This window comes from Anaeromyxobacter sp. SG17, assembly GCF_022690695.1.
In the GTDB taxonomy this organism is placed as follows: Bacteria; Myxococcota; Myxococcia; order Myxococcales; family Anaeromyxobacteraceae; genus Anaeromyxobacter; species Anaeromyxobacter soli.
In genome coordinates this window covers 43,170-57,134 of record NZ_JALCYX010000012.1, presented here as the reverse complement: position 1 = coordinate 57,134, position 13,965 = coordinate 43,170, and the positions used below count along the sequence as shown (strand labels likewise).

Here is a 13,965-nt window from a genome sequence, read left to right as displayed (position 1 = left end):
CGCGCCGCGCTGCTTTCTCACTCGATCGTCGCCGCGTCTCGCGGGTCGACGATCCCGCAGTCCTTGATCTTGTAGAGCAGCGCCTTGTAGCTGACCTGCAGGCGCTTCGCGGCCTTCCGCTTGTTCCAGCCGGTCCGCATGAGCGCGCGGAGGATCGCCTCGCGCTCCGCGATGCGCGCGGCCCGCCGGGCCACGTCCTTGAGCGGCGCGTCCTCCGGGAGCGCCGGGCCCTCGCCCGGGCGGTGGACGCCGTTGACCCCGGGCGCTGCCGGCGGATGGGCCCCCGCGGCGACGAGCGCCGGCGGCGAGCCGCCGAGCTCACCCAGGACCATCGCGGGATCGCGCAGGACGACGAGCCGTCGCACGAGGTTCTCGAGCTCCCGGACGTTCCCGGGCCAGTCGTAGGCGTGGAAGCGCTCCATCACCTCGGCCGGGATCTCCTCGAGCCCGCCCCGGTAGCGCTGCCGGTACTTGTCGACGAAGTGCCGCACGAGGGGACCGATCTCCTCGCGCCGCTCGCGGAGGGGCGGGACCCGGATCGTGACGACGTTCAGCCGGTAGAAGAGATCCTCCCGGAACGTGCCCTGCCGGATGGCCGCCTCGAGGTTGCGGTTCGTCGCGACCACGACGCGGGCGTCCACGCGCACCGGGCGCTTGCCGCCCACCCGGTAGAACTCCTCGTCCTGGAGGACCTGCAGCAGCTTCGCCTGCAGCCGCGGATCCATCTCGCCGATCTCGTCGAGGAAGATCGTCCCCCGGTGAGCCAGCTCGAACTTGCCGGGCTTCTCCGCGTGCGCTCCCGTGAACGCCCCCTTCTCGTGTCCGAAGAGCTCGCTCTCGAGGAGCTCTCCCGGAAGGGCCGCGCAGTTGATCTTCACGAAGGGGCGGCCCGCGCGGTGGCTGGTCGCGTGGATCCGCCGAGCGATCACGTCCTTGCCGACGCCGCTCTCGCCGATGAGCAGCACCGGCACGTCCGTGTCGGCGATCCGGTTCACCAGCGACCAGACGCGCTCCATCGGGCCGGAGAGCGGGGTGGTGGGCAAGAGGTCGCCGTCGCCCGACTCGGCCACGACCGCTGCGACGCGCGCCTCGGCGACGTCGGGGGGACGCCGTCCGGGTCCGTCGAGGGCGCGGCGCAGCACGAGGTTCAGCTCGGAGACCTCGAAGGGCTTCGGGAGGTAGTCGTTCGCGCCGAGCTTCATCGCACGGACGACGTCCTCCGCCTGCGCCAGCGCCGACATGACGATCACCGGGACGCGCGGGTCGCGCTCGCGGATGCGCCGGAGGACCTCGAACCCGTCGGGCTCGGGGATCACCAGATCGAGCAGCACGGCGTGGGGGCTGGAGTTCGCGATCGCCGCCAGCGCCTCGACGCCGTTGCGAAGGGGGCGCACGCGATATCCCGCGGTCGCGAGGAACTCGCAGAGCGCCTCGCGGGCGTCGTCGTCGTCCTCGATGACCAGTACGGTGCAGTCTTTGTCCATCGTCGTTCCGCCGGCGGGGAGGTGCTTGCCGCCGGTGTGAAAATGGAACGACCAGGTGTTCCCGGCACCGGCCCTAACGCGGCGGCTGACGGCCGAGCGAGCGCTTCGCTTCGCTTTCGCGTGGAGGCGTTCCATGACATACCGGGGCCGTGCGGATGTCCCGTTCCCGTCTCCTCCTCCGGGCGGTCCTGCTCGCGACGGGAGGCGCGTTCATGCTGTGGAAGGCGTACGACTCCGCCCGCGGCGCGCGCGCGCTGCAGGGCGGCGAGGCGACGCTCCTCGATCGCGTCGCGCTCGTCGAGGCGCTCGTCGGCGTCCTCGCGCTCGGCGCGGCGTTCGTGGCCGCCGCCGCGCTTCGACCGCGCCGCAGGAAGCGCACGCTCACCCTCGGCGACGCGGATCGCCGGCCCTGACGCCGCTCCGAGCCCCGGCGCGCGGCTCGCGGAGCTCGGCCCGCCCGGTCTCCCGGTGATCGTGTACTGCGAGACGGGGAGGAAGAGCGCCGCGGTCGCTCGCGCGCTCGCAGAGCTCGGCTACTCGCGCGTCTACGATCTCGGCGCGCGCTCCAGCTGGTGATCGGTGGAAGGGGCGACGCGCGCTCCCGGGCGGGAACCCCTCGCGGCGCTCTTCAATAGAGGCGGGCGAGCTCCGCGCCCGAGTAGTAGCTGCCCAGGATCTCGCGGTACCCCTGGCCGGCCTGCGCACGCCCCACCGCGCCCCACTGGCACATCCCCGCGCCGTGGCCCCACCCCCCGCCGCGCAGGACGACGCCGTCGCTGGTGGGCTCCACCACGAACATCGCGGAGGGCAGCTCGCCGAGGAGCCGCCGGATGCGGAGCTCACCGGCGATCTCGACGCGCCCACGCTCGCCCTCGACGGCGAGGCGGCGGGCGCGACCCGACACGCCGCGCGCGCCGACCGCGATGGCGCGCACATGACCGACCCCGAGCTGCGCGGCCGCCGCGTCGAGCTCCGCGGCCGAGAGGCGGCGCTCCCATCGGAAACGCGTCATGCCCGGCGTGGAGGGCCGGCGGCACCACGCGTCTCCGGGCTCGGCGAGGAACGCGCGGAGCCTCGCCTCGTCGGCGAGCCCTTCCTTCCATCTCGCCGCCTGGGCCGCGGGAAGATCAGGCCGTCCACGCAGGCTCGCGCTCGCGGCGCCGCCCCAGACGAGCTCGTTGTGCTCCCCGTGGCCGCCGCAGGTCGCGGAGTACACGGCGTCGACGAGCGCCTGGTCCGCCGCGCCGAAGAGCGTCTCCCCGCGCGTGGTGCGCACCGCCTCGTCCGTGCGCGAGGTCCGCGCGCCGTCGCCGCGGTACGCCTGACAGTGAACCTCGGCGCACAGCATGAACGGGTCGGCCGAGTGGCGCGCGCCGAGCTGCGCGAGGACGTTCGAGCGGGCGGTGACCGCCTGGGCCTTGAGGGCCTCGAGCGGCGAGGACGCCGGCATCTCGCTGGGGACGAGCCCGCGCAGGAGCTCCTCGAGCGGGACCCCGTGGATGGCGGCGATCCCCCCGTGCGCGTCCAGCGTGACGAACAGTCGGCCTCCGTAGGCCCTGTCCTCGCGCGCCCGGCCGCGAGGACCGCGATCGTGCTCGACGCCCTCGACGAGGAACCCGGCGTCTCCCGCGACGTCCAGCCACAGCGCCGCGTCCGCCTCGCCGAGCGGCGCGCCGCCCTCGCCGCGGAGCTCGAGCGTCCCGCGCGGCCGGGCGACCACCTCTGCGCTCAGCGCCGGCTGCTCCCCGAACCGCTCGCGCAGCGACGCGCCGGTCGCCCGCGCCGCCTCGAGCGAGCCGTCTCCCTCGGCGACGAGGAGCTCGCGGCGCGCGTCCACCACCCGGCCGCCGACGCCGTACACCGTGCCGGTCACGCGGGAGCGCACCGGCACACCTCGCGCCGCCCAGGTGCGCCGCGCCTCGTCCAGCGCGGCACGCGCCGCGAGCGGCGCCTCCGCGAGCAGGGCGTGGTGAACGACGATCGCGGGCGCCGCCTCGCGCGCGCGGACCGTGAGCCGGGCACCGGCAGGGACCTCGACGACGGTCCCCCCTCGCAGCGTGATCCGCCCGGGGGCGCGGGCGCGGAACGCGATCTCGCGCTGCCCCTCCATCAGCCGGATCGTGACGAGCGGCTCGCCGTCTCGCGTGAACGCGAGGCGGTGGGCCCAGAGGAGCTCGAGGGGATCGGCGAGATCGGCCGCGGGAGGGGGAGCGAGGGGAGCGGGCGCCGGAGGCGGGATGGCGGTCGGGGTCGGGGTCGGGGTCGAGGTCGAGGTCGGGGTGGGGGTCGGGGTCGAGGTAGGGGTCGAGGTCAGGGCCGGGGCGGGGGTGGAGATCGACGGCGACGGCGACGGCGAGGTCGAGCTCGGGGCGTGCTCCACCCTCCCCGTGCCTCCCACCTCGTTCCGCCCGATCGCGCACGCGAGCAGCGCGGCGACGGCGAACCCCAGGGCTCCGCGGCTCCTCACGACGCGAGCCGCGCGTCCTTCTCGGCCGCCAGCGCCTCCAGCGACGCGGCGGCGGCGGCCCGCGCCTCCGGGGCAGCGCCGGGATCGCGGAGGAGCGCAGCGGCCCGCGCGAGCTCCTCGCGCTCTCGAGCCTCGCGCTCGCGGATGGCGTCCACCATCGCGCCGACGTCCACCGCGAGATCGACGAGCAGGTCGCGAGCGCGCAGGGGCCGGACCGGCGCGAGCCGGCCTGCGGCGACGTCGCGACAGGCGCGGCTCAGGACGAGCGCGGGGCCGGCGATCCGGTGCGTCACCACCACCGCAGCCGCGAGGAGGCACGGCAGCACGGCGGCGAGCACGACGGCCACGAGGCCGATGCGTCCTCGGTCCTCCGCCGCGAGCGCCTGCGCGAGGGACTCGCCGGCGAGCGGATCGCCGAGGGCCACGACCCGGCTCGTCTCGCGATACGCCGTCCAGAGGAGCCAGCCCAGGCCGGCCGAGAGCGCGACCGCCACGGCGAGGAGGTAGCTCGCGAGCCGGAGCTGCAGCGCGCCGTCGAGGAGATAGTTGCGGAACCGCCGGCGCGGGGGCTCTGCGGGAGGAGCCAAAGGCTCGGGCGCGGCCGGCGCTGGCGCCGCGCCAGGTGAGGGCGGCGGGACGGGACTCTGCCGGCCGGACGCGGATTCCATCCCTTCGGTTTACCTCCCCCCGAGCCGCGCCGCGAGATCCTCGCACAGCGCCCGGGCGGCGGCGTCGAGGGCCCGGGCGGCGTAGGAGGCGATCTTCGCCTCGGGGATCGCCCCCGCCGCGGAGAGGCGCGCGCCGCTCTCGAGCATCGCCGCCATGCGCCCATCGCCGTCGACGGCGACGAGCGCCGCCTTGACGGCGACGATCGTCCGCACGGCGTCCGAGTCCACGTCGACCCGCAGCACCGTCGGCTTCAGCACCATCCCGCCGCGTTCGAGGACCTCCCAGCCGTGCGCCGCGAGGTGCCGCGCGATCGCTGCGCGGAGCGCGTCCCGGGCCGCGGCCCCGCCGGCGCTCCCGCCGGGCTCGTCGATCGAGAACGCGAGGCCGAGCACGTCGAGGGCGCGGACGACCGCGGCCCGCACGGCCGGATCCGCGTCCGAGCGGCGCGCCGCCTCGAGCGCCCGGCGTGCCCCTCCGCCCCCGACCCTGCCCAGCGCGCCGGCCGCGGCGATGCGGACCGCGGGCGCGGCGTCGGACGCGAGCGCCGCGGCGAGCAGCGGGACGGCCTCCGCTTCGCCGCGCTGGCCGAGCACGATCGCCGCCTGAGCGCGGACCTTCACCGAGCCGTCCTCGCGGAGCGCGCGGGCGGCGTCGTCGTGGGAGTCGGCGCGGGCGACCGCGGTGAGCGCGAGGAGGACTGCGCAGACTGCGATCCGTGGCATGCGCGCGCGAGTGTACGCTCGCGCCCTGCCGCCGCCAGGGCGATTTCGCCGCCTACCTGCGCACCCTCAGTCCTACAGGACCGCCCGCGAGTCGCCTGAAGGCCTGGTGCAGGTGATGGGTGAGCGGCCCGGGGCGCCCGGCGCCGACGGGGCTGTCCCCGAGCCGTGTGACGGGGAGGATCTCCCGGACGGTGGAGGTGATGAAGAGCTCGTCCGCGCGCTCCAGGTCTTCCGGTCGGAGCGGCACCTCCTCGACGGGGACGCCCTCGGCTCGCGCGAGCCGGAGCACCACCGCCCGCGTCACGCCCTCGAGGATCCCGGACGCGATGGGCGGGGTGAGCAGCCGGCCCCCGGCCACCGCGAAGACGTTGGAGGACGAGCCCTCCGTCACGAACCCCGCGTCGTCGAGCAGCAGCGCCTCCTGCGCGCCGGCCGCGCGTGCCTCCCGGACGGCGAGCACGTGCGTCAAATGGGCGCCCGTCTTCGCGGAGGGGTCCACCGCCTGCGGGGAGGCGCGCCGAACTCCCACGACCGCCGCCGGGATCCCGTCCGCGTAGGCCCGCGCCGGCGGTCCGACGAGCGGCTGCACGATCACGATGGCGAGCGGATCGACGGCGAGCGCCGGATCGAGCCCGATCTCCCCTGCCCCGCGCGTCATCACCACGCGGACGTACCGCTCGCCCGCGTTCCACGGCGCCGCGTCCGGCTCCGGCGCGTCCGCTCCGCGCGCGGCGGCGAGGGTGCGATCGATCTCCGCGGCCGTCCGTTGCGCGTCCCAGCGCGGCGAGAGCCCGATGCGGGCCGCGGAGTGCGCGAGCCGGGCGAGGTGGGCCTCGCGCTCGAACGGGCGGCCGCCGTAGGTCCGGATCACCTCGTAGACGCTGTCGCCGTACAGGAAGCCGCGGTCGAACACCGAGACCCTCGCCTCCGCGGGGGCGACGAGGGAGCCGTCGAGGTTCACGAGCGTCCGCATGCCCCTGTTCTAGCGGAGAAGCGCGCGCCCGGCGCGCCGGGGTGTGGACCGCACGAGTCGCTCGACCGCGCGGGCGCCCCCTACGGATCCGGCCCGAATTCTTGACCCTGGGATCCCCCGGCGATATCCCGGGAAATCGATGGATGCCGCGGTCGAGTGCACTCACTGCAAGGTCGTGATGACGAGCTGGTCGGCTCCGGCCAGCCAGATCCGCTACTTCCAGTGCCCGTTCTGCGCGCGGACGCACTCCTCGCTCTACGGCGAGGTGTTCCGGCGGCGCGCAGGGGCGCGGGTGATCGACGCGCCCGCCCGGGCCTCCGCGCCTGCCGAGATCCCGATGGCGAGCGCCGAGGACATCCGCTGGGCCCGCGTGAAGGCGACCGCCGCCCAGTGGTTCGCGCGGGTGGAGGCGGACGAGCGCGCCTGCGCGCCGCGCGCCGCGCCCGTGACGCGAGTCCCCGCTAGACCCGCCCCTGCCGCTCCCGCGGCAGCCCGTGCTCGCATGGCCGTGGCCGCCGGCACGAAGCGCAAGCCCTGACCTCCGCGCGCTGGGCGAGGCCGCGACCCTCCGCGCAACCGCGGGACGGCGTCCTCATCCCGCACCCCCGAAGGGCGCCTCGGATCCCATCGCCCGGGCGAGCTCTGCCTCGGCCTCCGCGAGCTCCGCGAGCGCCTCCACGTGCTCCCGCCTCGCCTCGACGGCGCCACGCCGGATGAGCAGCAGCTCGGCGACCCCGATCTTTCCGGCGTCGTAAGCCTTCGTCGCGAGCGTGACGTTCGCCGCGGCGCCGGCGAGGGCCTCGCCCTCGAACGCCTGAGCGGCCTCCGCGGCGGTCTCGAGCCGCGAGACGGCCAGCCGCACCTCCTCACGGACGCGCCGCTCCGCCGCTGCGACCTCGGCCTCGGCCCGCGCCACGCGGGCCGAGGCGAGGCCTCGCCCGCCCTGGTTACGGTTGAAGACCGGCAGCTCGAACGTGAGCGTCCCGAGGACCACGTCGGCCCCCTCCTCGCGGGAGTACCTTCCGCCGATCGCCGGAGCGGGAAGCGACTCGCGTCGCGCGAGCCGCACCTCGCTCTCGGCCGCGGCGAGCTCGCGCCGCGCCGCGACGAGATCCGTCCGGGCGGACAGCGCCCGGTTCACGAGGCCCTCGGTGTCGAGGGGGGCGGCGCGGATCGCCCGCGGCAGCGCGCCGGCGAGCTCGAGCGGCGCGCCCGGCTCGCTGCCGAGCAGCGTCCGCAGCTCGGACAGCGCGGACGCTTGTCGCCGAGACGCCACCGCGACCGCTCGCGCCGCGCGTGCTCCCTCCACGCGCGCCGCGTTCACCTCGAGCTGCGTCGTCGCGCCGAGCTCGAAACGCCGCTCGACCGCGTGCACGGCGTCACGGGCGACCGTGAGGTCCTCACGTGCGAGCGCGATCAGCCGCTCGGCCGCGAGCACGCGTGCGAACGAGGCGCGGACCTCGGACGCGAGCCCGACGCGTCGCGCCGCGAGGCGCGCCTCGGACACGTCCCGCTCCGCCGACGTCACGTCGATCCGCGCGCCGCGCTGACCGAAGAGCTCGACGCGCTGCGAGACTGCGACCTCGACGTCGGTCGTGCGCCGGTCGCCCCGGCTCCGTGGGCCGGCGGCCGCCGAGATCTCCGGGTTGGCTCGAAGCGGGAGCTCCGCGTCGGCGAGCCGCGCGCGGGCCGCCCGGGCCTCCGCGGCGAGCCCGGCGAGCTCCGGGTTCCGCTCCAGCGCGATCGCGACCGCGCGCTCGCTCGTGAGGGGTTCCGCCCCTGCCGCCGACGCCAGGCAGACGGCCGCCGCGGCGGCGATGTTCTTCGCGTTCACGCCCGCTCCTCCCGTGCCGCCGAAAGCCCGGATCGTTCGGGCTCGCGCTCCGGGTCCAGGTCCTCCTCTCGCTCACCGCGCTCCGCGTCGCCCTTCGCCCGCAGCGCGGTGAACAGGACGGGCATCACGAGCAGCGTGAGCGCGGTGGACGACAGGACGCCGCCTATCACGACCGTCGCGAGCGGTCGCTGGACCTCGGCGCCCGGTCCCGTCGCGAGCGCCATGGGGATGAACCCGAGCGATGCCACCGACGCGGTCATGAGCACCGGCCGAAGCCGGGAGATCGCCGCCTCGCGTACCGCCTCGAGGAGCGCGACGCCCCGGTCGAGCAGCTGCCGGACACGCGAGACGAGCACGAGCCCATTCAGCACCGCGACGCCGAACAGCGCCACGAACCCGACCGCCGCCGAGATCGAGAACGGCAGCCCGCGCGCGGTCAGCGCCAGGATGCCTCCGACGAGGGCGAAGGGTACGCCGCTGAAGATGCGGAGCGTGTCGAGCAGGCGCCCGCTCGAGGCGTGGATCAAGAGGAACACCAGCGCGAGCGCGATCGGCACCACGACGAGGAGCCGCGTGCGGGCGCGCTCCAGGTTCGTGAACTGCCCGCCGAAGCGCACGAAGTAGCCGTCGGGCAGCTCCACCCGCTCGCCGATCGCCTGCCGGGCCGCCGCCACGAAGGACCCGAGATCGCGGCCGTGCACGTTCGCCTGGACCACCACGCGCCGCTTGCCCCACTCCCGCTGGATGGTCGTCGGGCCCGAGTGCTCCTCGACGTGCGTGAGCCGCGAGAGCGGGATCCGCTCGCCGGCGGGGCCCGGCACCTGCACGGCCCCCAGCGCCTCGGGATCCCGGAACTCCTCCGGGAGGCGGACGCCGAGCGCGAAGCGGCGGTCCCCCTCGCGGATCTCTCCCACGTGGCGGATCCCGACCGCCTCCGTGGCGTCGAGCACGCTGCGGGCGGTGATCCCGTACCGGGCGATGGCGTCGCGGTCCACGGTGACCTGGAGCACGGGCTGCCCGGTCACCTGCTCCACCGTCACGTCCGCGGCCCCGGGGATGCCCCTCAGCACCGTCTCGACCTCGCGTGCCTTCGCGCGAAGGAGGTCGAGATCGTCGCCGAACAGCTTCACGCCCAGGTCGCTGCGGATGCCGGCGACCATCTCGTTGAGCCGCATCTCGATGGGCTGCGTGAAGGCGAGCCGCTCGCCCGGGAGGCCCTCGAGCTCCTTTCGCATCGCCTCGACGAGCTCGGCTTGCGTGTGCGCGCGCTTCCAGCGCTCCCGCGGGCGGAGCGCCACGAACACGTCGGACAGCTCGACGCCCATCGGATCCGTCGCGACCTCCGGCGTGCCGGTGCGTGTCCAGACGCGCTCCGCCTCGTCCGGGAACTTCGCCAGGATCACCTGCTCGATCCGCTCGCCCATGCGGACGGACTCGTCGAGCGAGACCTCGGCGAGGCGCGCGACGTTCACGACGATCGTCCCCTCCGACAGGCGCGGCACGAACTCGCTCCCGAGCCGGAGCGCGCCGATCGCCGCCAGCGCGACGACCGCCGCGGCGCCGCCGAGTACCCACCGTGAGTGCGCCATCGTCCACGCGAGGATCGGCGCGTACGTCCGCTTCAGCCATCCCACCCACCTCGGCTCCGGGTGGGCACCCCTGCGAAGCGCCAGCGACGCGAGCACCGGCGCGAGCGTCATCGACAGGAGGACGGAGCCGAGCAGCGCGAGCACGACGGTGAGCGCCATCGGCCGGAACAGCTTCCCCTCGACGCCCTCGAGCGTGAGGATCGGCAGGTACACGAGCGCGATGATGAGCTCACCGAAGAGCGTCGGCTTGCGCACCTCGACGGCCGCGTCGCGCACGACCTCGCTGACCGTGCGCCGCCCGCCCTCCATTCCCAGGCGCCGCTCGGCGTTCTCGACCAGGATCACGGAGCTGTCCACGACGAGCCCGAAGTCGATCGCGCCGAGAGACATGAGCGTCCCGGCGACGCCGAACCGCAGCATCCCCGTGAACGCGAAGAGCAGGGAGAGCGGGATGGCGCTCGCCACGATCAGCCCTGCGCGGAGGTTCCCGAGGAACGCGAACAGCACCGCCACGACGAGGAGCGCCCCCTCGAGCAGGTTGTTCCGGACCGTCCGCAGCACGAGGTCCACGAGCTCGGTGCGCTCGTAGACCGGCTCGGCCGTGATTCCGGCAGGGAGGCTCTTCTGGAGGTCCGCGAGGCGCGCCGCGAGCGCCTTCGTGACCTCGTGGCTGTTCTCGTGGACGAGCATGAAGCCGAGCCCGAGCACGGCCTCGCCCTCGCCGTCCGCCGTGACGGCCGCGCGGCGGATCTCGTGCCCGACCTCGACGCGGGCGACGTCGCGGATCCGCACGGGCACGCCGTCGTGCGCGGCGACGACCACGCCTTCGACGTCGCGCCCGTCCGTGAGCGCGCCGACGCCCAGCACGAGGCGGCTCGTCCCGCCGCGATCGAGGACGCCGCCGCCGACGTTCGCGTTGTTCTTCTCGAGCGCCTCGTAGACGTCGCCGAGCGACAGGTCGAACTTCTGGAGGCGGCGCGGATCGACGACGACGTGCCACTGCTTCTCGTTGCCGCCCCAGGCGTTCACCTCGGCCACCCCGGGGACGCTCCGGAGCTGGGGCGCCACGATCCAGTCGTGCGCGGTCCGGATCTCCTCGAGCGACCTGCCCTTCCCCTTCACGAGATAGTGGAAGACCTCGCCGAGACCGGTCGCGACCGGCCCGAGCGCCGGCCGTTCGATGCCCGCGGGGAGCTCGAGCCGGGAGAGTCGCTCCGAGACCTGCTGCCGGGCGAACCACAGGTCCGTGCCGTCCTCGAACTGGACGGTGATCTGCGAGAGCCCGAACTTCGAGATGGAGCGGAGGTCCTCGACCTTCGGCAGCCCCGCGAGCACCTGCTCTACGGGGATCGTGAGCTGCCGCTCGACCTCGAGCGGCGCCAGGGCGGGCGCGACCGTGTTCACCTGCACCTGCACGGGCGTCGTGTCCGGGAAGGCGTCCATGGGGAGCGCGCGGAACGAGAGCACCCCGGCGACGACGATCGCGATCCAGGCGCCGACGACGGCCCGGCGGTGCCCGAGGGACCACTCGATGATTCGCGTGAGCACGGTCGCTCCTAGTCGTCGGCGCAGCCAGCGCCGATGGAGTCCTTCAGGATCTCGGTCTTGAGGACGAACGCGCCGGTCGTGACGACCTCCGAGCCGGGCGCGAGGCCGCCGACGACCTCCACGTCACCGCCGACCCGCGCGCCGAGCCGGACCGCGACGGGGTCGTACTGGCCCGGCGCGGTCCGCACGAACACGAGATCGTGCTCCTGCGCCCGCTGGATCGCGTCGCGCGGGACGAGGAGGGCGCCCCGCGGCGCGGCCACCTCGATGGTGCCGTGCACGAACGCGCCTGCCCGGAGCGCTCGGTCCTGGTTCGGCAGGTCCACGCGGACGCGGACCGTTCGCGTCCGCGGGTCGACCGACGCGGGCACGCGCGCGACGCGCGCCTCGCGGACCTCACCGGACCCGTCGACGCGAACCGTCACCTTCTGGCCTGCGCGGAGCGCTCCCGCGTGCTCCTCGGGGACCTCGAGCACGGCCCAGAGCGTGCGGACGTCCGCGATCTCGACGAGGGAGTCCTCCGGCGAGACCGCCCGTCCCGCGACGGCGGCCCGCGCGACCACGGTCCCATCGAACGGGGCGACGAGCGCGTACCGGCCGCCGCTCCCCGCTGCGCCCGCGCCTGCGGCGCGCAGCTCGGCTCGAGCCGCGTCACGCTCGGCCTCGGCCGCGGCGAGCTCCGTGCGCGCCTGCTCCACGTCGCGTCGCGAGCTGATCCCGTCGCCCACGAGCGACTCCTCACGGGCGAGCGCTGCCCGCGCCGACTGAGCGCGCGCCTCGGCCGCGGCGAGCCTCGACTGCGCCCCGCCGACGGCGCCGGAAGCGAGCACGACGAGCGGCTGGCCTCGGCGGACGTCCTCGCCCACGTCGACCTTCACCTCGACGACGGTCGCCTCGCCGCGCGCGGACAGCCGCGCGAGCTTGTTCTGGTCGAACTCGAGCTGGCCGACCGCCTCGATCCTCGGCGCGAACGGACGCTCCACGACGCGCGTGGTCACGATCCCGGCTTCCCGCTCCAGCTCTGCGGAGGCGAGGCGGATCTTCGTCCCCGGCTCCGGAAACGAGGGGAGCTCGTGCCCGGCGGCCTTCACCTTCTCGGGGTGACAGTACGGGCACACGGACTCGGGATACCCGTGCTCGCGGCAGTAGTCGCCGGCCTGGATGAACTTCGCGATGAGCTGCGGCCGGCACTTCGTGCACATCTCCTCGGGGACCGCGTGCTCCTTGCACCAGGGCAAAGGGCCCGGCGCGGCCTTCGCCGTCGTCTTCGCGGCCGCGAACGTGAGCCCTGGGTTGCACTTCACGCACTGCGACTCGGGGACGCCGTGCTCGTTGCACCAGTCGCCCATCTCCTTGAACGCCGGGATGAGGTCCGGGTTGCACCTCGTGCACAGGTCCGCGGGGACGCCGTGCTCGCAGAGCCTCGGCGCCTCGGCGCTCGCGGCGTGCTCCGCCTTCTCCGAGGTGCCGCCGTGCGGTCCCTCCGCGCCCGGCGCCGTGCGCGTGCAACCTGCCCCGGCGACGACCGCGGCGAGCGCTACCGTCAGGGCGACCCGGGTCACTTCACGCCCTCCTTCGCGAGCTTCGGGTTGCACCGGGCGCACTGGCTCTCGGGCACGCCGTGCTCCCCGCACCAGTCGCCCTTCGCCTTGAACACGGGGACGAGCTTCGGGTTGCACCGCGCGCAGAGCGTCTTCTTCACGCCGTGCTCGCACCTGGCCGCGGTGGAGTCCGTCGCGGCGCGCGCGGCCGCCTCTGCGGCACGGCCCGGGACGGCGAGGGTGAACAGGGTGACCAAGCCGAGCGCGAGGACGATCGTGCGCATGGACTCTTCTCCTTCCGCGCCGTGGGCGCGGCGAGCGGACCGCGCTATCGCGCGGGCGCGTCGTGGACTTTGGACGAAGGACGGGGAAACCCGCTCGAGCGGGCACACTGCTCCCGTGATGGGAGCGCGTCAGGCTCTCGGCGGGTGAAACACGCCGGCCGTCACCATCGGGAGCCGAGGCGACGCTTGCGCGACGACGACGCTGCGCACGATCGTCGCTGCTGCCGGGCCGGGGCACGGCGCGCCGACCACGGCGAGGGATGCATGCACGTTCGCGCAGATGCCCTGGGCGCAGTTTGGCGGACAGTGCTTGCCGTCGAGCGCGCCGTCGCACGCCGCCGCGCAGTCGTCGTCCAGCGCGGCCGTGAGGACCTGAGGGACGCCCGACGTGAACACGCCGACGGCGACGAGGACGAGCACACGCAGGAGGCGCATGCTCACCGCGTCCTTTCGAGCGCGGTCTCGAGCGCTTCCCGGACCCACGCGTCGGCGAGGCTGTAGTACGCGAGCTTGCCGTCCATCCGGAACTTCACGAGGCCGAGCCTGCGGAGGAGCTGCAGCTGCTGCGAGGTGGCGGGCATCGAGCGCCCCGCGACCTTCGAGAGATCGCAGACGCACAGCTCGGCGCGGCAGAGCGCGTGCAGGATGCGGACCCGGGTGGGATCGGAGAGCGCCGAGAACCGCTCGGCGACCTGCAAGATGGCCGCGTCGTCCGGGGCTGCGGCGCGAACCGCGGCGACCCTGCGCGCGTCCACGCACACCACCGCGCACTCACCCGACGCGTCGAGGCGCGGGGGACGGGCACGGCGGGGTCGGGCGGAAGTCACTTCCACGACTTCGAAACTACGAAATCG

The 13,965-nt window shown here is 74.7% G+C and carries 13 protein-coding genes; 2 read left to right on the top strand and 11 right to left on the bottom strand.

Annotated features, from left to right (window positions below; translation table 11 throughout):
• Nucleotides 1-17: 17 nt before the first annotated feature.
• Complete coding sequence (locus MNY60_RS07345) at nt 18-1,484, bottom strand: sigma-54 dependent transcriptional regulator (protein WP_242335811.1); 1,467 nt, start codon at nt 1,482-1,484, stop codon at nt 18-20.
• A gap of 155 nt (nt 1,485-1,639) precedes the next feature.
• On the opposite strand from MNY60_RS07345, the gene MNY60_RS07340 reads away from it, so the two are divergent.
• Nucleotides 1,640-1,897, top strand: coding sequence for a hypothetical protein (locus MNY60_RS07340; protein ID WP_242360291.1), 258 nt, complete (start codon nt 1,640-1,642; stop codon nt 1,895-1,897).
• A 215-nt stretch (nt 1,898-2,112) separates the two neighbouring features.
• Here MNY60_RS07340 and MNY60_RS07335 read toward each other — a convergent pair whose 3' ends face one another.
• From MNY60_RS07335 to MNY60_RS07320, 4 genes are all read right to left on the bottom strand, one after another.
• Complete coding sequence (locus MNY60_RS07335) at nt 2,113-3,951, bottom strand: SpoIID/LytB domain-containing protein (protein WP_242360290.1); 1,839 nt, start codon at nt 3,949-3,951, stop codon at nt 2,113-2,115.
• Entirely contained in the window at nt 3,948-4,538 is a 591-nt protein-coding gene (locus tag MNY60_RS07330) for a hypothetical protein (RefSeq protein ID WP_242335800.1), read from the bottom strand. Before MNY60_RS07330 ends, MNY60_RS07335 begins: the two co-directional genes overlap by 4 nt.
• A 90-nt stretch (nt 4,539-4,628) precedes the next feature.
• Complete coding sequence (locus MNY60_RS07325; RefSeq protein WP_242353643.1) at nt 4,629-5,342, bottom strand: HEAT repeat domain-containing protein; 714 nt, start codon at nt 5,340-5,342, stop codon at nt 4,629-4,631.
• 52 nt (nt 5,343-5,394) lie between these two features.
• Complete coding sequence (locus tag MNY60_RS07320; RefSeq protein ID WP_242353641.1) at nt 5,395-6,315, bottom strand: aminotransferase class IV; 921 nt, start codon at nt 6,313-6,315, stop codon at nt 5,395-5,397.
• Nucleotides 6,316-6,454: 139 nt separating this feature from the next.
• Between MNY60_RS07320 and MNY60_RS07315 the strand changes: the two genes are divergently transcribed.
• Nucleotides 6,455-6,853, top strand: a complete 399-nt coding sequence (locus tag MNY60_RS07315; protein WP_242335791.1) for a hypothetical protein — start codon at nt 6,455-6,457, stop codon at nt 6,851-6,853.
• Between the two features lie 54 nt (nt 6,854-6,907).
• Here MNY60_RS07315 and MNY60_RS07310 read toward each other — a convergent pair whose 3' ends face one another.
• The 6 genes from MNY60_RS07310 to MNY60_RS07285 form a co-directional block, all read right to left on the bottom strand.
• Nucleotides 6,908-8,149 carry a TolC family protein gene (locus tag MNY60_RS07310; RefSeq protein WP_242353630.1) on the bottom strand — a complete coding sequence of 414 codons (1,242 nt, stop codon included), beginning with the start codon at nt 8,147-8,149 and terminating at the stop codon, nt 6,908-6,910.
• A complete protein-coding gene (locus MNY60_RS07305; protein WP_242360289.1) occupies nt 8,146-11,286 on the bottom strand; it encodes an efflux RND transporter permease subunit in 3,141 nt (1,046 codons plus the stop codon). Before MNY60_RS07305 ends, MNY60_RS07310 begins: the two co-directional genes overlap by 4 nt.
• 8 nt (nt 11,287-11,294) lie before the next feature.
• The gene (locus MNY60_RS07300; protein ID WP_242353610.1) at nt 11,295-12,848 is read right to left on the bottom strand and encodes an efflux RND transporter periplasmic adaptor subunit; all 1,554 of its coding nucleotides are present in this window, start codon (nt 12,846-12,848) and stop codon (nt 11,295-11,297) included.
• On the bottom strand, nt 12,845-13,111 hold the full coding sequence (locus MNY60_RS07295) for a hypothetical protein (protein ID WP_242360288.1): 267 nt from the start codon (nt 13,109-13,111) through the stop codon (nt 12,845-12,847). The genes MNY60_RS07300 and MNY60_RS07295 overlap by 4 nt, the downstream gene beginning before the upstream one ends.
• 129 nt (nt 13,112-13,240) lie before the next feature.
• Nucleotides 13,241-13,546 (bottom strand): hypothetical protein, encoded by a 306-nt coding sequence (locus tag MNY60_RS07290; protein ID WP_242335776.1) that lies wholly within the window; start codon nt 13,544-13,546, stop codon nt 13,241-13,243.
• 2 nt (nt 13,547-13,548) lie between these two features.
• Nucleotides 13,549-13,866, bottom strand: coding sequence for a metalloregulator ArsR/SmtB family transcription factor (locus tag MNY60_RS07285; RefSeq protein ID WP_242335773.1), 318 nt, complete (start codon nt 13,864-13,866; stop codon nt 13,549-13,551).
• Nucleotides 13,867-13,965: the final 99 nt, after the last annotated feature.